Below are 21,333 nucleotides of genomic sequence, written 5' to 3' on the forward strand. Positions count from 1 at the left end.
ACTTCTCTAAATTTAACATACTAGCCCAAAGTGGTAGCTACGCTATGAGCCAAGCCAACTCAGTACAACAAAATATATTAAGACTACTACAGTAATTAAATTTAAATCTTTAATAGCTTAAATTACCAAGAGACTAGAAATCTAATCTCTTGGTTTAAATTTACTCGCAATGCTTAGCCATTGTGAGGTTTATTTCAACATTGAAAATCTAAATTTATTATTGCTTAATTTTTCTTTTTACACTCTAAGCTAACTTGATTATCTTTTTGACTAAATTCATATGTATATTGACTAGTTTCTAGCGTGATTGTTGGCTCACATTTTGGACGCTTGTTGGCTGCGATTTTATTTAAAATCCATTCGTAATTATTAGCTACAAGCAGTTTCATACTCATATCCATTCCGTGAGATAGATTTTTGATAAATTTACCATCGACTCTAGATTTATCGCTTACGATATCAAGAGTAGCATCAAAGCCATTGGCTTGTAATTGCTCATAAAATTTAATCTTTTCATCAATTGGTGCTACACTATCACCTTTTACATGGTAGCATTTAAAAATCGGCTTTGGATAGTTGCTAAGCACTTTTAGATGATTAGGTTCATTGACATCTCTAATCTCATATCTAGAGCGACTAAAGTAGTTTGGGCTTTGCGAATTTGATGTCCAAAAGGTCTTATCTGAGACGCATAGGTGAAAGTTTTCATTATCTCTACTATCTCGCCTATATTTCATAAAGTCAATCTCTTTGCCAAATCCAATAGTGCGGAATGTTCCTTGTTGGTAATCTTGCTTATCAAAGATTTGAGTGCTTAGGTTCCAGCCGCAGTTATCTAGTATTGCATCTACAGCCCATGGGGCAAATTTAGCGCAGAGATTAGCTATATATCCGCCATGGCTTGAGCCTACATAGATTGTAGCAAGCTGCCCATTTTGATAATTAGGATGAAGCTTAAATGGAGGATTGTTTTTAATATATAAAACTGAATTTACCACATCAAGTGCAGCCATTAGGCCAAAGTTTTGATATTCACCATTTGGTGGAGTTAATGTCATATGCATAGGCATTTTAAAATCTAGTCTAAGCTTGCCAGTTACTTTTTGCATTCCAATGAAATTATATAGATGTTCATTGACAAAGTCCCAAATCTCTTCTGATTCCATTTTGGTTAGTTCTATATTATCTGGAATTGGATTGCCAATATTCTCAGCTACTGTTTTAAGGATTAACTCATCAATCTCATCAATGCTAAATTTTGCCGCTGGTGGATTACTTTTAACAGCAAAATAATTAGCTGTAATGACAGCAGCATCAAGGTCTCTTGCTATGCTATGAGCTAGATTATCCCTATAATAAGTATCGCCATCTTCGCCAAGGCCTGGAATAACGGCTATAAGCGCTCTAATCTCTTTGGCGCTATCGTAGGTTAGTTTGAACTCAAGCTTTGAGTTACGCTTTATATCTAGCTCAGCATCGTTTATTCCATCTATTTGATAGTCGATTGTTTTTATCATTTATTGCCTTTATTTTTAATTATTCTTAGTGCATCTTGGGCGATGGCTAGCTCTTCGTCAGTTGGGACTATGGCTATGCGGACTTTAGAGTCGATTTGGCTTATTCGTCGTGGCTCATCTTTTGACTCTTTATTTTTGATTTTATCAATCTTGATATCAAAAATCTCTAGCCCATCACAAACTGCCTCTCTGATTCTAGCGTCATTTTCGCCAATTCCAGCGGTAAATATAATTGAATCGATTTTACCTAAAATTGCAATATACGCACCAATGAATTTTTTCACCTTTAGCACAAACATATCAAATGCAAGCTTAGCATTCTCATCTCCTGCATCCATCTTTTGTTCTATTATACGCATATCGTTGCTACCGCCGATGGCTAATAGACCAGATTTTTTATTCATTATATTATCAACTTCTTTAGCGCTTAAATTTGCATTTTCCATTAAAAATGGCATAATCGCTGGGTCTATGCTTCCGCAGCGTGTTCCCATCATTAACCCCTCAAGCGGAGTTAGCCCCATTGTAGTATCTATACATTTGCCATTTTTTATCGCTGCAATACTAGCACCATTTCCAAGGTGCAGAGTGATACAGCTAAATTTATCATAATCAATATTTAAGATTTTAGCAGCCGCTTTAGAGACAAATTGATGAGATGTACCGTGAAAGCCATATTTGCGAATTTTATATTTCTCATAAAATTCAATTGGTAAAGCATACATATATGAGCTTTTTGGCATAGTTTGGTGAAAGACTGTATCAAATACAGCTACATTTGGGATATCTGGGCGAACTTTTAGCGTCTCTCTCATTCCAGCTAGGTGAGCAGGATTGTGAAGTGGAGCTAATGGTATAAGCTCTTCAATCTTTGCCATTACACTCTCATCTATTAATACTGCATCACTAAAAACATCAGCACCTTGAACGACTCTGTGACCTACACCATCAATCTCATCTAAGCTATTTACAACACCTGAGTTAAAGAGCAATTCATTCATAACCTCTATACCATGAGCGTGATTAAATATTTGGCCTGATTTTTCTTTTATACTTCCATGAGCGGTTGAGATTTTAGCAAAGGAGTTATCTGAGCCTATTTGTTCAATTAGTCCTTTGCACATTACGCTCTCATTTTTCATATCATAGAGTTTAAATTTAATAGAACTACTACCAGAGTTTATAACCAAAATTTTCATCTACTCTCCTTGAATTGCGCTAATTAGTGCAGTATTTACTATATCTTCGACTAAGCAGCCACGACTTAAATCGTTAATTGGCTTATTTAATCCTTGCAATATTGGTCCAATAGCTAAGGCATTTGCTGTTCTTTGGACTGCTTTGTAGCAGATGTTTCCACAATTTAAATCTGGAAAGATAAATACATTTGCATTTCCAGCGACTTTTGAATTTGGCAATTTCTTAGCTGCTACTACTGGGTCGATAGCTGCATCAAATTGGATTGGACCTTCTACATCTAGGCTTGGGTCTAGCTCTTTTAAGATTTTAGTAGCCTCTATAATAGCATCAACACTTGGGCCACTTCCGCTATCTCCAGTAGAGTAGCTAAGCATTGCAATCTTAGGCTCAAAGCCAAACTCACGAGCTGTAGCAGCTGTGGCAATAGCAACGCCAGCTAGATCGCTTGGGCTAGGATTTGGCATAATAGCACAATCTGCATAGAAGTGAATTTGGCCATTAGCACACATAATAAAGCTACCACTAACGCTAGTAACGCCAGGTTTTGTTTTTATAAATTGCAAGGCTGGACGGATAGTTTGGGCTGTGGTTGTACTAGCGCCACTTACCATTGCGCTTGCTAGCCCTTTATATACAAGCATAGTGCCAAAATATGTTCTATCTTTGATTAGTTCTTTGGCTTTTTCTAGCTCCATACCTTTACTTTTACGAAGATCATAAAGAGTAGTAGCAAATTCTTCTAAAAGTTCGCTATTAACTGGATTTATGATTTTAGCTTTGCTCAAATTTAGCCCTAATTCATTAGCTCTTTTATTGATATCATTCTCATCGCCAAGAAGAATTAAGCTAATAGCACCACTACTAAGCAAGATATCACATGCTTTAAGAACTCTATCATCATCGCTTTCTGGTAATACTACAGTTTTTGGCTTTTGGGCAGCTTTTTGATAGAGTAGGGTTTCAAATTTAAGAGGAGTTATATAGTTGCTTTGAGTATTTTTAATCTCATCAATGCTTTTTAATGATTTAAATCCAAGCAGCTTAGCTTTATAAGCAGTTTGATTGCTAAGTAAAAATGGAGCATTTAGATTGCGAGCAAGCAATGAATCAAGCAGCTCATCGCCAGATCCAATTATTATTATAAACTCAGCCTTAATGCTACTGAATTTATCCATTACAGCTTTGATTAGTTCATTTTCTTTGCCTGAATTTAGTAGAGTGATTGCTTCATTAAGAGTAAAAACTTTAAATTCACCATCATCGCTGATGGGTAAAATCGTAACACCTTGGCTAAATTTAGAGCTTAAAACATCTCTAAATTCATCATTTTCATAGTCGCTTTTTAAGATATAAATCGATTTTAGCATTGTTTTATCCTATATTTGGTATTATTTTAACGAGTTATTAGTATATTGTATCATAAAATTGAGAGTTATTTATGAAAAAAGTTTCTTTTTTTACACTAATTTGCGTTGCAGGCATTGGGCTTGGCGGTTGTACAACTGGGGCTGATCCACACATTTCAATGGCACCACCAACATATGTAGAGGAGTTGCCAAGTCGTGTTCAAGGTAATGGAGTAGGAAATCCTGGAAGTCTATTTGGTAAAGGGGATAATCCATTATTTTCTGATAGAAAAGCGATGAATGTCAATGATATCGTAACGGTTATAATCAGAGAAAACGCCAATCAAAGCTCACAGGCTGATCGCTCAACCTCTAAAGATAGCCTAACATCGCTACAAGGTGGAGCATTTACTACGCCTGAAGGCTCACCATTAAAAGGACCACTAAATGATATTAATAAAATAGCTGGTATAGGATTTAGTGCTGGAAGTGGTAGTAGCTATTCAGGAGGGGGTTCAACTAGTAGGACTGAAGCATTTACTACGACTATTTCAGCTAGGATTATTAAGGTTTTAAGTAATGGTAACTACTTTATCGAAGGTAGTAAGGAAATTTTGCTAAATAATGAAAAACAGATAATGCAAATTAGTGGAGTGATTCGTCCATATGATATTAGCCAGTATAATGAGATTGAATCTAGACATATATCTGATGCTAAAATATTATATAAAACCGAAGGCGACCTTCAGCGTGCGACTGATAAACCATGGGGAACTCGTGTTTTAGAGACGATTTGGCCATTTTGATTTATTAATTTATCAAATTTATAATTGCTAGGGCAGCAATTTTGTTGCCTTAGCAATTAAATTAAGTTTGGCAAAGTGGTAATAGCTACCTTGGGTATGTTATAAAATAAAAAAGCGTCTTTAATTCAAACACGCTTTTTCTTAGAAGTCGTTTCTAGATAAACATTTTATTAGGCAATGATTTTTTAATATTTTTTAAAATGCAATTTACACAATAGATGTCATCATTATTTTTAAGAATCAACAATTTCATTGCTGAACTCTTTACTTTGAATGGAAAATTTACATTTAGCAAATCTAGCAAAGCAAATTTGTGGGGTGTTATGGTTTTAGGTTTGCGTGGCCGGCTGTGATTGGTTTTGCATTTTTATCCTTATTTGGTATTATATTTATTATCTACTAAGGCAAATTTGCAATAAGTCAAAATAGCTTTAAATTTGCTCTTTGCTTTTTTCAAGTACTGAACAGAGTCTAACTCCATACAAAAATATAATCCACGATATATATATCCAAAGTATAAAAAATAGTAAAATAGAAAATGAGCCATATATACTAGCATAAGTTTTATTATAAAATGAGTATTGGATAAAGCCCCATTTTGAGAGAGACCAAGCTAGTGAGCTAATAAATGAGACAATAACTATACTTTTAAGTGATAGCTTTTTATTGATGCTAATTAGGTAGGTAACAGCAAAGATAGCCCAGATAATAATGTGAGGAAAGATAGCTAAAAAATTTATTGAACTGGTAAATTCGCTGCTTTTTAGTGCGTTTTGGATAAAATTTGAGAGCCAAAATGATAAGCCAAGCCCTAAAGGCATAAGGGTAGTAAGTGTCCAATAATTACTAAGACTTTGCCAAAATCCTCTTTTTGGCACATTAGAAATTCGTGATATAACATGATCATATTCACTAAAAAACATCAAGCTAGTAAAAAATATAGCCACAACTCCCATCACTCCAAGTGAGCTAGAGTTGCTTAAAAATTGATCTAGATATTGGGTGATATTTTGACTTGGGAGCAAGTTTGAGTAGATAAATTCCTTTATTTTAGCATAATAATCAGCAAAATTTGGCATAGTAGTAAAAATACTAAGCGATACAAAAATAATAGGAATTATCGAAAGTAGTGTATGAAAGCTAAGACTAGAAGCAAAATGAAATATCTGCTTGTCGCTTAGCTCTTTTATAATGATTTTGGTAATTTGTTTAACCTCTTGCACTAAAGCCCCATTTTAAATGGATTAAGTATATTATTTGGATCAAAGGCTTTTTTTATCGATCTAAATAATTCCATCTCCCCATCACTAAATGCTAGATGCATAAATGGAGCTTTTGAGATTCCAATTCCATGTTCACCGCTAAGAGTCCCGCCAAGCTCAACAGTAGCTTTAAAAATTTCAGTAATAGCCTCATGGCCTCTTTCTACTGCTTTTGGATCGGATTTATCTACCATTACATTTGTATGGACATTACCATCGCCTGTATGACCAAAACATGGAGTGACTACATTATATTTGGCTGAAATTTGAGCAATCTTATCAAGAAGCTCAGGAAGCTTTGAGCGCGGAACGGTGATATCTTCGTTTAGTTTTAGGCTACCATACATTGTGATTGCTTGTGAGCAGTTGCGTCTTGCAAACCATATATCAGTACTCTCTTGTTCATCTTTTGCTACTTTAAAATCTATAGCGCCATTTTGCATAAAGCAATCTTTGATAATTGCTAAATCACCATCAATTATATCTAAATTTGGACCATCAACATCACTAATTAGTATCGCTCCAGCATTAGTTGGTAAGCCTTTATTGAATTTTTGCTCAACTGCTTTGATGCTTAAAGAATCCAAAAACTCCATCGCTACAGGAGTTACACCAGCTGCCATTGTCTTATATACAGCATTCATTGCTGAGTTTACACTTGGAAATACTCCCATTGCAGTTTTTTTAAATTTAGGTTTAGCGATTAATTTTAGAGTTATTTCTGTAATTACTGCTAAGCTACCTTCGCTCGCAATTAATATACCAGCGATATTGTATCCAGCGACATCTTTGATTGTTCTTTTGCCTGCTCTTATAATCTCTCCATTAGGTAGCACAGCACGCAAGGCCATTACATAGTCTTTAGTTATTCCATATTTTGCAGCACGCATTCCACCTGCATTTTCGCTTACATTGCCGCCTATACTGCTATAATTTTCACTAGCTGGGTCTGGTGGATAAAATAGTCCTACTTCTAGCGCAGCCTTTTGTAAGTCCATATTAATTACGCCTGGCTGAACTACAGCAACCATATTTTGCATATCTATTTCTAGAATTTTGTTCATATGCTTTTCAAAGCTTAGAACTACGCCACCGCTACTAGCTAGCGCTCCACCAGTAAAGCCGCTTCCAGCGCCTCTTGGGACGATTATTATATTGTTTTCATTGCAATATTTTAAGATTGCACTTACATCATTTTCATCTCTTGGAAATAAAACACCATCTGGTTCATAGCGTTTTTTGGTCGCATCATAGCAGTAGGCAATTTGATGAGCTTTATCAAATTTGGCATTATCTTTGCCTATTAGATTTTCAAAATATTTTATATGTTTTGCATCCATTTTATCCCCTTATCTAGCTAAAAGCTTATTGTAATATTTGTCATAATTGCCAATTTTAGCACCATCAAGTTTCCAAAATACTGTGTCTATATTTTTAATTCTTGTATAAAATGGTACTTCATAATAATCTACGCTGCCAGTTTTAAAGCTTTGTAAAACTTCAAAACTACCACAATCAGCAAAAACAGCCTCTTTATCAAGTGCTATAAATATAAGCCCCGCTGCATTTTGTGCGCACATTTTACGAAAATCAGATCGGCTAGGATTTGGTTTGTATTCATAGCTTAAATAAGCAGCTACGATATCAGGATGAATAAAATCAATGTTATTAAAAGCTTTAGTAACTTGGTCGTAAATTTCTTTATTTGGGACTATAATCAAAGATCTATTATACATAAAATTTAAGATTACTTCATCTCCAGCTTGTGGCATTATAGTAGGAAGTGGAAGTGCTGTTTGTTTAAGTTGGTCAAATAACTCAAATCTTAAATTTGCGTAGCCATCTTTTTTGCTAGTTACAACTGCTCTAGCTATTATGGTTTTGCTACCATCTTTTAATTTGTGCAACACAACACCACTTGAGCCAACTATAAAGCTATTATTATCTATAATTGTAGCGCCACCTTGAGTAGTATTTAAAATTAGATTGTAGCTTGGTTTTAGATCAAATTTAGCTCCAAAACTAAATGAATATAGAGCAAAGATTAAAACTATAATTTTTTTCAATTGCATCCCCTTTTTGATACTTTTTATAAATTTGGCCATAATTATATCTTAGTTTGGGTAAATGTTTGCAATGTGTAAATAATTTTGAGTTATAATTACAATATTAATCTGCTTCTATTAAGGTTTTTGATGAAAAAATTTATCTTATCTATTTTAGCTTTTATGAATTTACATGCAGTAACTACAAGTGTTGAAGAGTTAACATGGCCGCAAGGCGATACATTTTTAACCTTTTTAGAGAGACATAATATACCGCTATCTATATATTATAATCTTTCAGGCGAGGATAAAGAGTTAGCTAGCGAGTTAAATGCTGGGACGAAATTTCAAATTTTGCGTGATTCAAATGATAATATTAGTCAAATTTTATTACCTATTAGCAATGAGATTCAAATTCATGTTTTTAAAGATTTTAATAACCATTATAGTCTTGATTTTATCCCAATTGTCTATGAAAATGAAAATTTTGTACTAAATGTAGAGATAAACGACTCACCATATAGAGAGATAAAAAGAGCAACAAATGATGAAGCGCTAGCTAATTCGTTTAATAAAGCTTTTAGCGGAAGTGTAAATTTTAAAACGCTTCAAAAGGGTGATAGACTAGCTATAGTATATGAGCGTAAAAAGCGCCTGGGTAAATATATTGGCGAGCCAAATATCAAAGTTGCTATGATAGAGACTAGAGGTAAGAAAAATTATATATATAAATTTAATGATGTATTTTATAATGCTAGTGGTAAAGAGGTTGAAAATTTCTTATTAACTAGGCCTGTACCAAATGCAAGAATTAGCTCAAGATTTAATCCTAAAAGATTTCATCCGGTATTAAAAAGATATAGAGCGCATTTAGGCACTGATTATGCTGCGCCAAAAGGGACAAAAATTTACGCTGCTGGCGATGGTGTGGTAAGCTTTGTAGGTACTAAAGGTGGATATGGTAAAACTGTAACCATTCAGCACTCCAGTGGATATATGACTCTTTATGCGCATGTAAATGGTTATGCTAAAGGTATTAAAAAGGGTAAAAAAGTAAAAAAAGGTCAGTTAATAGCTTATGTGGGTAGTACTGGACTTAGTACAGGACCGCATTTGCATTTTGGATTATATAAAAATGGTAATGCTATAAATCCAGAATCGGTAGTTAAAATCACCAAATCTGAGTTAAGTAAAAGCAAAAAAATAGAGTTTAACAAGTTAAAAGAGAGTCTAAATAGCCAAATTCAAGCTAGTTTTGAAAATCATATAAATAAAGCTCCGCTTGAAGAGATATCAAATATAACAGAGATATAATCATGCCAAATTCAAATTTAGAAGAGGTAAAAGAACAGCTTCAAAAACATATCGTAGATGAGAATGAGTTAAGTCCAGCTGATGTAGCAAGCCATTTAAAAAGGCTAAAAATCCTTGATGAGGATGAGTATGCTAAGTATTTAGAAAAGCTTGATGCGCAAACTCTTGGTGAAGCAGCCATGGAGATGCCTGAGCATATGCTCCGTGATGTGATAGAAAATATTCCAAATGATAAAATCGCTGAGGCTATAGATGAGCTTGAGAGCGATGATGCTACTGATCTTATACAGACTATAGAAGAGATAGATGAAGAAAAGGCTAAAGAGTTATTTAGCTCGCTTGAAATAGATAGTCAAAAAGAGATTAGCAAGCTTATAAATTATGAAGAAAATGAAGCTGGCGCATATATGCAAACAGAGTTATTTAGCGCTAGATTAGATGAAAGCTTAGGTAGCGCTATAGCTAGATTTCGAGTAATGAAACAAGAAGATAGAATAGAAAATGTCTTTTCACTTTTTGTTGTAGATGAAGAGGGCGTATTAAAACATACAATTGCACTTGAGGATCTAATAACATATGATTTTGATTTAAATTTAAGCCAGATAGTAAGTCAAGATGAGGAGAGATTTAAGCCGCATTTTGCAATTGATAGCGATGATATAAAGATAGCTGCTGATATTATTATGGATTATGATTTAAGCGCTATTGCTGTAACTAATAGAGCTGGTGTATTGCTTGGGCGTATTACAACAGATGATATTCATGATTTTTTAGAAGAGAGTGCGACTGAGCAGATCTATCATCTAGCAGGTGTTGATGATGAAGCTGAAGAAGAGGGGCTTTTAAAAACTGGACGAGCACGAGCTGCGTGGTTGTTTGTAAATTTGATCACAGCAATTTTAGGTGTGATTGTGATTGGTTTTTTTGAAAAGTCTATTGAGAGTTTAGTAGCGCTTGCTGTGTTGATGCCAATAGTTGCTAGTATGGGTGGCAATGCTGGAAATCAAACACTAGCTGTTACAGTAAGAAGACTTGCTCTTGGAGAGATTGAGCTTGGAGACTTTTGGGTTGTACTTAAAAAAGAGATAATAATGGCAGTTGTTAACTCTTTTATTTTTGCAGTTTTTTTAGGTGTGCTAGTAGGAATTTGGTTTGATATGCCTATGCTTGGTGTGGTAATTGGTGTAGCAATGGTGGCCAATATTATAATGGCTGCATTTTTAGGTACATTTATTCCACTTACGCTAAAGCGTGTAGGGCTTGATCCGGCTGTAGGTAGCACAGTTTTTTTAACTACAGCGACTGATATTATTGGATTTTTTGTATTTTTAGGATTAGCGACATGGATTTTACTATAAGTAATTTAAGGGTTGTGCCATTAAAAGAGTCAAAATTTGTAAAACCATTTAGTATTTTATATACTCAAGATGGCAAAGAAAAGCGCTGGGACTGCGTAGAAGCTCATGATAGCGTAAGTTGTCTTTTATATCATAGGGAATTTGATTCATTTTTATTTGTTAGGCAGTTTCGTCCATCTGTATGGCACTATCAAGATAAAAATCAAATTCAAAACAAAAATGGTCTTACATATGAACTTTGCGCGGGTATTATGGATAAGGGGCTAGATGCTAAAGCAACTATGATCGAAGAGATTATGGAAGAAACCGGATATAGTATAGATAATATAGAGCGAGTTACTAGCAGCTTTACTGCGCTTGGATTTGGGGCTAATTGTCAAGTTTTATTTTATGCTCAGATTGATGAGAGTATGAAGCTTGGCTTAGGTGGCGGGATAGATGATGAGAAGATAGAATTAGTTTTTATAAAACGTAGCGAGATTTTAGATTTTATCTATGATGAAAGCAAGATAAAGGCTCCAAATTTACAATTTTCTATCCTTTGGTGGATGATTAATAAAAATCCAAAATAACTTAAAGCCATTTTGGATTTTTAGTAAAGCTTACACTAAGCCAAATTTTATAGCTTGGAATTTCAAGCCCTCGTTCTATCTTATCTCTAATTAGATCAAATTCATCTATGCTTTGAAGCTTAAATGATTCACCCATCAATATATTTACTTCAATCATAAAAAATCTTCCACTTTTTGCTACATGTGTATCATAGTCGCTAAAATTATACTCTTTAGATAAAGATTGAAGTAATTCATCTATTTTATCATCCATATCTTTTGGTGCAACCATAACTAAATCAGCTAAATTTTTTATAAAAACCTTAAGTGGCATAACACCTAAAATCATTGAAAGTACTACTAAAAGCCCTGGATCAAGGTATTTAGCCCATTCTGATTGGCTCTCTCTATCAAATAGCCAAACTGTTCCAAAAACTACAAATCCACCTAGATATAGCACACTATCAATTAGCCACTCAAGACTATCAACTGAGATTAGAGGAGATTGTAAAATTTTGGCTTGATATGATGTAAAGAGCCAAATTCCAATAGATAAGATCATAGAGAAAAATGAGTAAAGCATAGCTTTATCAAATTCAACTTCATATCCACCAGATAAAATTGCCTGAATTCCATTAACCATTGCATACATACATAACAAGAGTAAAATTAGGCTTTTAAATAGATTCACCATTGGCTCAAAGCGCATATATCCATACTGAAAGGTATCATCATCTTCTTTGTATATAAATTTAGATGTGATAACGCTAAGTAGTATTAAGATAATTGATAAAAATGCTACTAATCCATCAAAAATAATCGCTTTAGAACCAATATAAATTCCATAAGCAATTCCAAAAACTGCTAGCACTACGGCACAAGCTAGTGAAACCTTTAAAACAAACTGCTCTTTTTTGCACTGCATTAAAGGCTGTTCAACATTATTTCTAACTTTTTTATATTTATTATGTGGACGCTTTATCATATTCTATCACGCAGTTGTACTTTCATTTAATGATTGATTGTGATGATGTGCAAATATCATCTCAGCAACCTTTAACATACCTTTAGTTGTATTCTTCATCAGTGCCGTATCATTCATAAGAGAAGTTGCCATTTTATTGGTAATTTTTTTATTTATGATTAGCACATCAAAGTCAAACTCACTATCATATGCATTGTAAATTTTGCGTAGATTTTTTATTTGAGCTTCTAACTCATCTATATCTTTAATGCTTGCAATATTATACATAATGCGAAGGCACTCTAACATCTCAACTCTTAATCTATCATACTCTTCTTTAGCATATTGGTTAGAACTAGTGATATATTTAAAGACATTTGGTTGAGTATTTTTCATATCTTTTAGCGTCTCAGCCATAATTAGCGCTGCACGTCTAATATCCATAAATTTACTTAACTGTTCAGGTTTTGCATTGGTTCCAGCTAATATAGCGTAGTCGATGATTTGACTATAAATCTCTTTAAATCTATTGTTATATAGTTCATCATAATCCATTTTAATTGGAGTTTGGCGTAGCTTTATTATATCTTTTGCTGAAATATCACTATTTTGGATATCGCTACTACTTATGCTAATAGCTTTAGCTATAATGGAGTTTGCATTAGAATAAAGATGTAAAAGCTCCTTGCCAAGTACTTCAAGCGCACTATCAGGGAATTGCAAGGATTGCTCATCAAGATATTTAGCGCTATCGATTTTACTTCTTTTTCGTGAGTCTTTCATATATTTATTTAAAAGTCTTTCCATAAATGGAATAAGTGGGTAAAATATAATAACTCCTAATGCGTTAAAATATGATAAAAATACTGCTAGTTTAAGAGTGTAATCATCATCTGCGATTCCAAAATATGCACTAGTTACATCAGTAATATACATAAAAGGTACGATTAGTATAACACTAATAATTGCACATGTTACATTAAATAACACATGGGCAACGGTGAGCTTTTTACCCTCCATATTTGCATTTAAGGAGCCAATAATTGCCATAATTGTTGAGCCAACATTTGAGCCAATGGCAATACCAACAGCATTATCATAGGTTATCTGTCCTACACTTAGTGCTGCTAAAGCTAGAGTAAGAGATGCGTGCGAGCTTTGGATTAATACTGTAACTATAATTCCTACAAAGGTATAAACAATCAACCCAGCCATTCCAGACATCGCAAATTGCGATAGATCAATGCTATCTTTGATATGATCAAAGCCGCCTTTCATATAAGATATTCCAAGAAATAAAAGACCGATACTAAATAAAAAATATCCAAAGCCTTTAATTTTTTCAGTTTTATTTACCATACACAGCATACCTACAACTATTAAAGGCATAGAGTAAGCAGCGATATTTACCTTTAGACCAAAACCAGCTAAAAACCAGCCAGTAGTAATAGCGGCTAAATTTATTCCATAAATGATGGCTAAACCTGAGGCTAATGTGATTAGTCCAGCACTTAAAAATGATATTGCAAGAACGCTAACAAGACCGCTTGATTGCATTACTGTAGCGCTAACTGCACCAAATAAAAAGCTTTGGAAGTTTCTTTTTGTCATCTTTTTTAAAAATTTATCTAGACTTGCCATCATAGAAAAACTTTTTTCTAATACACTCATAGCATATAAAAATATACAAATTCCAAAAATAATAGTAAGAAAGCTTTGGCTAAGATACATTAATACGCAGGTTAAACCAATAAAACCAAAAAATAGAATATTTTTCATTAAAATCCTCTTGAATTTTTCTCTAACAATATATGGCTTAAAAATATTACAAAAAATATCTGTAAAAATAGTCCAACAAATGGCACTAATGTTAGAATATAAAATATTACTGAAGCACTAAAAAATTTAACCCCACCACCTTTTTGCATATCTATTTCAAAGATTAAGCTATCAGAAGTATTGCTAGCTATATCAATGAGCATTAAGCGATAAAATAGATAAAAAAATGGCAAATTTAGTATAAATAAATTTAACACAGGAATAAATAAAAGTGGTATACAGATTAAAAATATTAGAATAAATTTAATAAACGTAATACCAATTAGCCTAAAAACATGCATATTACTAGGCAGTGGAGTTGAGTTATAGTTATAATACTTATCGTTTATATATTTAACTACATACGGTGTTAAAAATCCAGTTATAATACCTGCGATTGCTACACTTAGTAATATAGCTAAAAATATACTAATTAGATAAAATGATGAAGTTATCATAAACTGCACAACGCTAAGAGATAAAAGCCACGCTATAAATCCATCTCCATTAGCATATGCTTCAATACTAGGACGGGCTAAAATGCTAAAAACATCACCGCCAAAATATATCACTAACCCAATCAAGCTTCCAAGTGAAATAAAAAGCGGCAAAAATGAAAGTGCTAAAAATCTAAAAGTTAAAAAGTCGCTCAGTGAGCGTTTGATTATACTATTCATTGGATATTTTGGTAGGCGGTTTTAAGTTTAGCATAAATTTCATCTACGCTACTAGCGCCATTTTGTAAAATTTCATTCATCACAGCATTATCCTCTACGCCATTCCAAATTTTTATATAGCTTCCATCTTTATAGCCGTGATCTTGACGGAATTTATTTAAAACATTTTTGCCAATATAGATATTAAATAGCTTTTGTAAATTTACTCCACATTTTAATGAAACCCTAAAATAATCCCTTAAAAGGTCGAAGAAATTTATATTAAATCCACTGCAGCGATTTATAATTAGCTCAGTATCGTTTATAATCTCATAGATACTATACTCTTTTATATTATATGGCTCTTTACAAAACTCATTAAATCCACTAGTTGATACTATATCATCAGTTAAATTATCGATATCGCCAAGGGAATTTATCTTATACTTTTCTAGTCCAAGACTCATAATAAAATGCCAAATATCAACAATTTCAATGGCAATATTATCTACATCTAGTGGAGAATTTATAGCTTTCCAATGTTTCCACGCAAAGCTATCAATTAGCTCAGCACACTCCATATAAATGCAACGTTTCCAGCTAATTAATTTACCATCTTTAGTATGACCCATCTCCCAGCCAATACCATTAGTATCATCATTTAGTTGCTGTTGGAGATTTAGCATCTCTTTTATTAAATTTCTATATATCATAATCTACGCCTTAAAATTTTAAATCTAAGATTATACAGTAAATTTGTTTAATTATATATGAAATTTGGCCTAAAAAAGCTTGCTAAAGTAGCAAGCTTATGCATAATAATTTAGATTATTTTGCGGTTTTAGCATATTTTCAAATAGCTTTTGAGTCTGTTCTAGTAGAGATTTATTTAAGTTGTTATTTTTAGTTTTATGTTCTTTTAGCATCTCATCAAACATATCTAAAAGCGAACTTTTTAACTCTATTTTAGCATCATCGCTATTTAAATTTGGTAGCTCTTTTTTGAGTGAATTTGCAATATTTGAGATAGTTTCATCACTAAAAGGTTCATTTTCTTTGATATGTTTCATAAAATCATTGATTTTTGGGCGGAGTTCTTCTAACGCTTTTGCAATCTCTAATTTATCTTGCTCACTTATACCATTTTGACTATTTAGCTCAAATTTATACCCATATGCATGGCGTAGACTTAGGCTTTGTTCGCTTGAATTTTTGGAGTTTTTACTTGAGTAGGATAACTCTTTATTATCATACATCGCAAGATTTATGGTATCGCCAGAGCTAGTTTTAAACGAGTAGTTAAACGCATTATATGAAGCGTTTGCGTAGCTGTTTGTAATCATTGAAAATCCTTGAAATTTTATAGTATATCGGTTAAAATGCGATATATTTTAAGCCAAATTTGGCTAAAATTAAGCAAAAATAGTGCCAAAATGGATAAAAAATGGATGAAAAAATAGCTAAATTTATAGATAGTCAGCATATTTTAACCCTTGGAGTAAATGGGGAAAGTGGCGCATATCTATGTAGTTGTTTTTACGCCTTTTTAAAGCCAAATTTAATTATTGTTGCTTTTGGCGATGATAGCTATCATGCTAAAGTGATTCAAAACGATAGTAGGGTTTTTATAAATATCGCCTTGCAAACAAAAATAGTTGGCAAAATCCAGGGTCTTCAAGCGAGTGGGTCTATATATCTAGCAGATAATGAAGTAGAGAAAAATGCATATATATCACGCTTTATTTATGCTAAGCTAATGAATTTAAATTTATATAAAATAGAGTTAAAGTGGCTCAAATTTACAGATAATACCTTAGGATTTGGTAAAAAAATTGAGTTAAATTTAGCTTGAATTATTGGCAACTTGCTTGATTAATTTGCCTAGTGTTTTTTTACTAATTGGCTTTACAAGAAATGCAAGTACTCCAAGCTCCATTGTCCGCTGACGCAAAGTTGCATCAGTGCTAATTACGATAATTGGGATATCTTGGAGATATTTGCGACTTTTAAAATTATGTAAAAATTCAAAACCATTTAATCTTGGCATATAGATATCTAAAAGTATTAAATTTATATCAAATCGCCTCTCTAAAATTTCCATAGCCTCAAGCCCATCACTTGCTGTAGTAATACTAGAGATATATAAATTATCAGATAAAATCAGCTCTAAAAGCTTAATGCTTATTATATCATCATCAATTGCTAAAATATTTAGTTTTGTCATTGGATTAGCTCTTTTATCTGATTTTCTAAGCTAGATTTACTAATATTTGTGCTAATTAGCTGAGTAAATTGGGCTTGAATTTGTGTTGGGATTTTGCTGTTTGGTTCGATAAATAATACGACTTTACTCTCAAAATTATGCAGTTGGGAGCTATTTTTGATAATATTTAAAATTCGATTAGCATCAAAAAAGCTTGCTGCATAATCTATTAAAACCAACTTGTATGCTCTATTTTGTGTAGCCTCTTCAAGCTCGTCAAATGAATCTACAGTATCTATCGTATGGCAGACTTTTGATAGTACAGCGTGATAAATTCTATTTTCCATTTTGCTCTTTTTAAATAGTAAAATATCTCTTGTACCATCTAATGCATTAAGTGGATCTTTATTGCCAATACTTGCTAAGATTTCGATAATTTGCGATTTTAAAAGCGGCTTTTGCAGATAATAATCAAATAGCAAGTTTGTTTTATTAATTTGCTCTTTAGAACTTGATAACATTGCAATTATCGGTGTTCGTTCGATATCTTTTTCATCTTGAGTACTAATGATATTTGTAGCAGCAATTAGCGCATTTTGTTTATCTAGTGCAATATCTGTAAAAATTGCATCATAATTGTTAATTAAAGTAAGCTCATATAAACTTTTACCATCATTTACTACATCGACACTAGTACAAATTTCTTCAAACATCTCTTTTGTTTTTTTACTCTTATCATTTGTGCCTATTAGAATTTTTAGGTCATATTTTTGAGTTGATTTTAGGCTATTTAACAAGGCATTTATTAACGAGATTAAGCTAGGACTGAAGCCATGATTAAGATCGCTAAATTCGATATCTTTTGAATCTTTTTCATCTTTAAATTTACCAATTGCTGGGCTTAAATTTGGCTCAACTATAACTCCAAGATATTTTAAATATAAATTTATAATTTTTAAATTATCATCACTTATTCCTTCAGGAATGATTGAAACTTTTGAACCTTTAAAAAGATTTGCATAGCTTTTATCTACATTTGAGTGGAGTTTTAAGGTTAGATCTAGACTAAATTCACTTCCAATTTTTAGCTGGCTTTTGACATTGATTTTACTATTTAGCATTTTAGCATATTGGCTAATAATACTAAGCCCAAGACCGGTTCCACCATATGTTTTAGTTGCATTTTCATTGGTATAGAAGTTATCAAAAATCTTGCCTAAAGCATTTTGAGCAATGCCAATTCCAGTATCTTTAACCATAAAGCTAAAGCTAATATTGCCATTTATGGATTGTAATTTTTTTACATACACGGTAATTTGTCCGCTACTTTGAGTAAATTTAATAGCATTATCGATTAGATTTACAGCGATTTGTTTAATTTTATCTTCATCGCTAAAGACGGTTACCATTAATTCTGGATCTATGTAGTAGGTTAAGGTTAAATTCTTAGCCAAAAGCCTATTAAAGTAGGAGTTAATAATCTCATCAAATAGAGTATAAAGGCTAAAATCACTCTCATAAAGCTCGACATTTCCACCTTCAATTTTTGCCATATTTATGATGTTATTAATAGCTTTTAGTAGGTTTTGGCTACTTTGTTCGATTATATCAATTAACTCTTTTTCATCTTTGCCTAGTGAGCGGCTCTTTAATAGCTCACTAAAGCCTAAAATACCATTTAATGGCGCTTTAATCTCATGAGATATATTAGTTAAAAATGCTGTTTTAGAGCGGCTATCACTTTGGGCGATATTTTTTTGAGCGATTATTTTATCTAAGGCTTCATTTATAATTTTATGACCATTTTCTAAAGTTGCAGTTTGAGCAGATTCTAGCGGGTTGGTAGCTGATACGGATTTGATTTTATCTATAATTTTTGATAGGTTATCAATATTAGCTTTTATATAGTTTTTAGTATAGTATGATACTAGTGATAAAATTATACTAATAATCCAAACAATAAAAGCCAAAATAGAATCTATCCATAAATCTTTTTCAAATTCATCTAGCTCAGTTTTGATTTGAGAACTGATTGCATCTTGTATTTGATATGAAAATTCTAATTCATCGCTGATTAAATCATAATATTTTTGTGCTAAATAAATACTTGGTTCATCATTTTTAATCAACTCTATTGTAAAAGTACTTAGGTTGTCTATAGCTTGCTTATAATTTTGGCTTTTAAATATCGCTTCTATCTGTTTTTTTGCATAACTATCAGGTAAATAGCCGTAATTTAATCCATTATTTCTAATCAAATCTAGCCATAATAAAAGCTCTTGAGTATTAAGCGCTCTGTGATTAATGATATTAGCTACCAAATCACGCTTAGCGCTAATTGAAATACTATTAGAATAAGATGATATAAATGTAAAAATAAATAGATTTAGCCTATTTGATAGATCATGGTCTCTAAGGTTGAAAATTTCATTTTTAATCAGCAAGTTTAAATCTCTAAAGTAGCTTAAAACTTCGGAGTTATTTAAATTTACATCATCTAGCGTGTAGCGAATTTGAGGCAGGGACTCTAAGCGGTTTAAAATCTCGTTTAAGCCTATTTCGTTACTATGTAGCTGTTTGATATGTTCTATTGTATGGTCAGTAATTTGCCGATTGACATTTTTGCTATTAGTATCGTTGATTATCATCTCTTTATCTAACTCTTTTGAGAGATTGGCAAGATCTAAAGCAATTGAAAATTCATGGCGTAGTTCTTTTAAATTCATACCAAGATTATATTGAAAAATTAGATACCAACTAGATATCAAAAATATTACAAATAGTGGCAATGTCGCAATTAAGCGTAAAATTCCAAGTAAGCTAAAGTATGATCTCATTGCATCTCGCTTTGAATTATATTTTCTATATTTATTATAAATTTAGTATATTTATAAAATTCATCATTTAGTAGCTGTTCATCGCTAGTTGCTTGAATATTAATTAAGATTTCGCAAAATTCGGTTAGTTTTAATTTTGTTGCTAGTTGAGCAAGCTCTCTTATAGTATCATTTGCATCAATTAGCAATAGCTTTGCTTCATATAATTTTTCATAGTTTTGACGGGCAAATTGGGTAAATTCTAGCATTCTACGCTTGAATTCAGTTGCATCTAAACGGCTAATATATAAAATATCCCAAAGCCATCTATTTTTATCATTAACATACGCTAGACGATTTCCATCAAATAATAATTTAACGCTGTAATAATGTTCATTTACATCCTTTAAATTTACCACCTCTACAGCTATTTTTACACTCATTATCTCGCCATTATCAAGCTTAATTTGCATATCTTGGATATTGCTTTGAGATTGAGAGATTATTAGGTCTATGTAGTGATTTTTAGCATTATATAGCGGACTAGTCTCTAAAAAATAGTCACTAATATCATTACAACTCCTAAAAAAATCCTCCGGAGTTAAAAAGCCAAAAAGCGAAAGTCCTTCACTACTAATACCAATCATTTCATAGTTTTGATTATAAAGTATCATCTTAAATTCCAAAATAAATTTCTTGATTTTAGCGTAATTTGCTTTAGATTGAATTTAAATAGATATAGCTAAATTAAATTTACAAAAATTCAAAGCAGTTTAAGTAAAATTTAGGTAAAATCCAAAACTTAATTTTTACCTAAAGGAAAAGTTTATGAAAAGAACTTATCAACCACACAAAACACCTAAAAAACGCACTCATGGCTTCCGCGTTAGAATGAAAACCAAAAACGGTCGTAAAGTAATTAGCGCTAGAAGAGCAAAAGGTAGAGCAAGACTAGCTGCCTAAGAGCTAAATTGAAAATTAATAAATTTGACTCTATTAGCGATAGTAAAGAGTTTAGCAGAGTCTATCAAAATGCCAAAAAATGGCATTGTGATTTAGCAGTTGTCTATTTTTTAGAGTCAGATACGAGTAGATTCGCCGCAGTAGCAAGCAAAAAGATAGGAAAGGCAGTTGTAAGAAATAGGGTCAAAAGGCTTTTTCGTGCTGCATTTTCCACACTTAGTAGTGATCTAAAAGATGGTATATATATCTTTATTGCAAAAAGCGGAGCAGATAAGGTGCCCTTTGATAAAATTTGCAAGAGTTTTAGATGGGCGTTAAAAAGGATGGACTCTATAAGATAATGAGCGCTCTTATCCTTTGAGTAGATAATTTAGCGCTCTTTTTGTTCATTTTGATTGCAAATTTATAGGCGCAAATTAATGAAAATTGCTACTAGTTTGGTTATTTTTTATAAAAAATATATCTCACCATTATTGCCAAGGTCGTGCAGATACTATCCTAGTTGTTCTGAGTA

Annotated in this window: 23 protein-coding genes; 9 read left to right on the plus strand and 14 right to left on the minus strand. The window is 32.5% G+C overall.

What is annotated here, in order from left to right:
* The coding region (locus J6V67_RS07495) for a flagellin (protein WP_291861016.1) at nucleotides 1–95 on the plus strand (95 nt) is incomplete at its 5' end.
* 129 nt (nucleotides 96–224) lie between these two features.
* On the opposite strand, the gene J6V67_RS07500 is transcribed toward J6V67_RS07495, so the two are convergent.
* From J6V67_RS07500 to pta, 3 genes are read right to left on the minus strand one after another with little or no spacing between them, the layout of a single operon-like run.
* Nucleotides 225–1,517: a DUF2920 family protein gene (locus J6V67_RS07500; protein WP_291860957.1), complete on the minus strand. Its 1,293-nt coding sequence runs from the start codon at nucleotides 1,515–1,517 to the stop codon at nucleotides 225–227.
* Nucleotides 1,514–2,716, minus strand: a complete 1,203-nt coding sequence (locus J6V67_RS07505; protein ID WP_291860960.1) for an acetate kinase — start codon at nucleotides 2,714–2,716, stop codon at nucleotides 1,514–1,516. The genes J6V67_RS07500 and J6V67_RS07505 overlap by 4 nt, the downstream gene beginning before the upstream one ends.
* The gene (pta, locus tag J6V67_RS07510; protein WP_291860962.1) at nucleotides 2,717–4,084 is read right to left on the minus strand and encodes a phosphate acetyltransferase; all 1,368 of its coding nucleotides are present in this window, start codon (nucleotides 4,082–4,084) and stop codon (nucleotides 2,717–2,719) included. It lies immediately after the preceding gene.
* A 71-nt stretch (nucleotides 4,085–4,155) separates the two neighbouring features.
* Between pta and flgH the strand changes: the two genes are divergently transcribed.
* On the plus strand, nucleotides 4,156–4,869 hold the full coding sequence (gene flgH / locus J6V67_RS07515) for a flagellar basal body L-ring protein FlgH (protein ID WP_086226340.1): 714 nt from the start codon (nucleotides 4,156–4,158) through the stop codon (nucleotides 4,867–4,869).
* A gap of 431 nt (nucleotides 4,870–5,300) precedes the next feature.
* Here flgH and J6V67_RS07520 read toward each other — a convergent pair whose 3' ends face one another.
* Genes J6V67_RS07520 through J6V67_RS07530 form a run of 3 tightly spaced genes read right to left on the minus strand, consistent with a single transcriptional unit; the run spans nucleotide 5,301 to nucleotide 8,197 of the window.
* Entirely contained in the window at nucleotides 5,301–6,092 is a 792-nt protein-coding gene (locus J6V67_RS07520) for a YihY/virulence factor BrkB family protein (protein WP_291860968.1), read from the minus strand.
* Nucleotides 6,092–7,471 carry an FAD-linked oxidase C-terminal domain-containing protein gene (locus J6V67_RS07525; protein ID WP_291860971.1) on the minus strand — a complete coding sequence of 460 codons (1,380 nt, stop codon included), beginning with the start codon at nucleotides 7,469–7,471 and terminating at the stop codon, nucleotides 6,092–6,094. Before J6V67_RS07525 ends, J6V67_RS07520 begins: the two co-directional genes overlap by 1 nt.
* Before the next feature lie 9 nt (nucleotides 7,472–7,480).
* Nucleotides 7,481–8,197 (minus strand): plasminogen-binding N-terminal domain-containing protein, encoded by a 717-nt coding sequence (locus J6V67_RS07530; RefSeq protein WP_291860974.1) that lies wholly within the window; start codon nucleotides 8,195–8,197, stop codon nucleotides 7,481–7,483.
* 129 nt (nucleotides 8,198–8,326) lie between these two features.
* Between J6V67_RS07530 and J6V67_RS07535 the strand changes: the two genes are divergently transcribed.
* The 3 genes from J6V67_RS07535 to J6V67_RS07545 are packed head-to-tail and all read left to right on the plus strand — an operon-like array spanning nucleotide 8,327 to nucleotide 11,420.
* Nucleotides 8,327–9,490 carry a peptidoglycan DD-metalloendopeptidase family protein gene (locus J6V67_RS07535; protein WP_291860977.1) on the plus strand — a complete coding sequence of 388 codons (1,164 nt, stop codon included), beginning with the start codon at nucleotides 8,327–8,329 and terminating at the stop codon, nucleotides 9,488–9,490.
* A 2-nt stretch (nucleotides 9,491–9,492) separates the two neighbouring features.
* Nucleotides 9,493–10,848 carry a magnesium transporter gene (gene mgtE / locus J6V67_RS07540; protein ID WP_291860980.1) on the plus strand — a complete coding sequence of 452 codons (1,356 nt, stop codon included), beginning with the start codon at nucleotides 9,493–9,495 and terminating at the stop codon, nucleotides 10,846–10,848.
* Complete coding sequence (locus J6V67_RS07545) at nucleotides 10,833–11,420, plus strand: NUDIX hydrolase (protein WP_291860983.1); 588 nt, start codon at nucleotides 10,833–10,835, stop codon at nucleotides 11,418–11,420. The genes mgtE and J6V67_RS07545 overlap by 16 nt, the downstream gene beginning before the upstream one ends.
* Nucleotide 11,421: 1 nt before the next feature.
* Here J6V67_RS07545 and J6V67_RS07550 read toward each other — a convergent pair whose 3' ends face one another.
* From J6V67_RS07550 to J6V67_RS07570, 5 genes are all read right to left on the minus strand, one after another.
* On the minus strand, nucleotides 11,422–12,384 hold the full coding sequence (locus J6V67_RS07550) for a cation transporter (protein WP_291860985.1): 963 nt from the start codon (nucleotides 12,382–12,384) through the stop codon (nucleotides 11,422–11,424).
* Nucleotides 12,385–12,390: 6 nt separating this feature from the next.
* Nucleotides 12,391–14,142, minus strand: coding sequence for a Na/Pi symporter (locus J6V67_RS07555; protein ID WP_291860987.1), 1,752 nt, complete (start codon nucleotides 14,140–14,142; stop codon nucleotides 12,391–12,393).
* On the minus strand, nucleotides 14,142–14,858 hold the full coding sequence (locus J6V67_RS07560) for an EI24 domain-containing protein (RefSeq protein ID WP_291860990.1): 717 nt from the start codon (nucleotides 14,856–14,858) through the stop codon (nucleotides 14,142–14,144). The genes J6V67_RS07555 and J6V67_RS07560 overlap by 1 nt, the downstream gene beginning before the upstream one ends.
* The gene (locus tag J6V67_RS07565; protein WP_291860992.1) at nucleotides 14,855–15,550 is read right to left on the minus strand and encodes a dUTP diphosphatase; all 696 of its coding nucleotides are present in this window, start codon (nucleotides 15,548–15,550) and stop codon (nucleotides 14,855–14,857) included. The genes J6V67_RS07560 and J6V67_RS07565 overlap by 4 nt, the downstream gene beginning before the upstream one ends.
* A 96-nt stretch (nucleotides 15,551–15,646) precedes the next feature.
* Nucleotides 15,647–16,180, minus strand: coding sequence for an ATP/GTP-binding protein (locus J6V67_RS07570; protein WP_291860995.1), 534 nt, complete (start codon nucleotides 16,178–16,180; stop codon nucleotides 15,647–15,649).
* Nucleotides 16,181–16,281: 101 nt separating this feature from the next.
* Here J6V67_RS07570 and J6V67_RS07575 point away from each other — a divergent pair, with 101 nt between their 5' ends.
* Nucleotides 16,282–16,689, plus strand: a complete 408-nt coding sequence (locus J6V67_RS07575; RefSeq protein WP_291860998.1) for a hypothetical protein — start codon at nucleotides 16,282–16,284, stop codon at nucleotides 16,687–16,689.
* On the opposite strand, the gene J6V67_RS07580 is transcribed toward J6V67_RS07575, so the two are convergent.
* From J6V67_RS07580 to J6V67_RS07590, 3 genes are read right to left on the minus strand one after another with little or no spacing between them, the layout of a single operon-like run.
* Nucleotides 16,681–17,061 carry a response regulator gene (locus J6V67_RS07580; RefSeq protein WP_086226324.1) on the minus strand — a complete coding sequence of 127 codons (381 nt, stop codon included), beginning with the start codon at nucleotides 17,059–17,061 and terminating at the stop codon, nucleotides 16,681–16,683. The genes J6V67_RS07575 and J6V67_RS07580 overlap by 9 nt on opposite strands.
* Entirely contained in the window at nucleotides 17,058–19,877 is a 2,820-nt protein-coding gene (locus J6V67_RS07585; protein WP_291861003.1) for a hybrid sensor histidine kinase/response regulator, read from the minus strand. Before J6V67_RS07585 ends, J6V67_RS07580 begins: the two co-directional genes overlap by 4 nt.
* Nucleotides 19,874–20,530, minus strand: coding sequence for a hypothetical protein (locus J6V67_RS07590; RefSeq protein ID WP_291861006.1), 657 nt, complete (start codon nucleotides 20,528–20,530; stop codon nucleotides 19,874–19,876). Before J6V67_RS07590 ends, J6V67_RS07585 begins: the two co-directional genes overlap by 4 nt.
* Before the next feature lie 154 nt (nucleotides 20,531–20,684).
* Here J6V67_RS07590 and rpmH point away from each other — a divergent pair, with 154 nt between their 5' ends.
* The 3 genes from rpmH to yidD all read left to right on the plus strand — a co-directional run.
* Entirely contained in the window at nucleotides 20,685–20,819 is a 135-nt protein-coding gene (gene rpmH / locus J6V67_RS07595; protein WP_086224853.1) for a 50S ribosomal protein L34, read from the plus strand.
* 8 nt (nucleotides 20,820–20,827) lie between these two features.
* A complete protein-coding gene (gene rnpA, locus J6V67_RS07600) occupies nucleotides 20,828–21,160 on the plus strand; it encodes a ribonuclease P protein component (RefSeq protein WP_180380526.1) in 333 nt (110 codons plus the stop codon).
* A 78-nt stretch (nucleotides 21,161–21,238) separates the two neighbouring features.
* Nucleotides 21,239–21,333: membrane protein insertion efficiency factor YidD (yidD, locus tag J6V67_RS07830; RefSeq protein ID WP_367205804.1), on the plus strand; the 95-nt coding region annotated here is incomplete at its 3' end.

It is taken from the genome of Campylobacter sp., assembly GCF_017646085.1.
In the GTDB taxonomy this organism is placed as follows: domain Bacteria; phylum Campylobacterota; class Campylobacteria; order Campylobacterales; family Campylobacteraceae; genus Campylobacter.

Coding starts and splice junctions, on each gene's coding strand:
- J6V67_RS07555 (WP_291860987.1), bottom strand. CDS start 14,142: ATGAAAAATATTCTATTTTTTGGTTTTATTGGTTTAACCTGCGTATTA.
- J6V67_RS07560 (WP_291860990.1), bottom strand. CDS start 14,858: ATGAATAGTATAATCAAACGCTCACTGAGCGACTTTTTAACTTTTAGA.
- J6V67_RS07565 (WP_291860992.1), bottom strand. CDS start 15,550: ATGATATATAGAAATTTAATAAAAGAGATGCTAAATCTCCAACAGCAA.
- flgH (WP_086226340.1), top strand. CDS start 4,156: ATGAAAAAAGTTTCTTTTTTTACACTAATTTGCGTTGCAGGCATTGGG.
- J6V67_RS07590 (WP_291861006.1), bottom strand. CDS start 20,530: ATGATACTTTATAATCAAAACTATGAAATGATTGGTATTAGTAGTGAA.
- mgtE (WP_291860980.1), top strand. CDS start 9,493: ATGCCAAATTCAAATTTAGAAGAGGTAAAAGAACAGCTTCAAAAACAT.
- J6V67_RS07500 (WP_291860957.1), bottom strand. CDS start 1,517: ATGATAAAAACAATCGACTATCAAATAGATGGAATAAACGATGCTGAG.
- J6V67_RS07545 (WP_291860983.1), top strand. CDS start 10,833: ATGGATTTTACTATAAGTAATTTAAGGGTTGTGCCATTAAAAGAGTCA.
- J6V67_RS07570 (WP_291860995.1), bottom strand. CDS start 16,180: ATGATTACAAACAGCTACGCAAACGCTTCATATAATGCGTTTAACTAC.
- pta (WP_291860962.1), bottom strand. CDS start 4,084: ATGCTAAAATCGATTTATATCTTAAAAAGCGACTATGAAAATGATGAA.
- J6V67_RS07505 (WP_291860960.1), bottom strand. CDS start 2,716: ATGAAAATTTTGGTTATAAACTCTGGTAGTAGTTCTATTAAATTTAAA.
- J6V67_RS07580 (WP_086226324.1), bottom strand. CDS start 17,061: ATGACAAAACTAAATATTTTAGCAATTGATGATGATATAATAAGCATT.
- J6V67_RS07585 (WP_291861003.1), bottom strand. CDS start 19,877: ATGAGATCATACTTTAGCTTACTTGGAATTTTACGCTTAATTGCGACA.
- J6V67_RS07550 (WP_291860985.1), bottom strand. CDS start 12,384: ATGATAAAGCGTCCACATAATAAATATAAAAAAGTTAGAAATAATGTT.
- J6V67_RS07525 (WP_291860971.1), bottom strand. CDS start 7,471: ATGGATGCAAAACATATAAAATATTTTGAAAATCTAATAGGCAAAGAT.
- J6V67_RS07535 (WP_291860977.1), top strand. CDS start 8,327: ATGAAAAAATTTATCTTATCTATTTTAGCTTTTATGAATTTACATGCA.
- J6V67_RS07575 (WP_291860998.1), top strand. CDS start 16,282: ATGGATGAAAAAATAGCTAAATTTATAGATAGTCAGCATATTTTAACC.
- rpmH (WP_086224853.1), top strand. CDS start 20,685: ATGAAAAGAACTTATCAACCACACAAAACACCTAAAAAACGCACTCAT.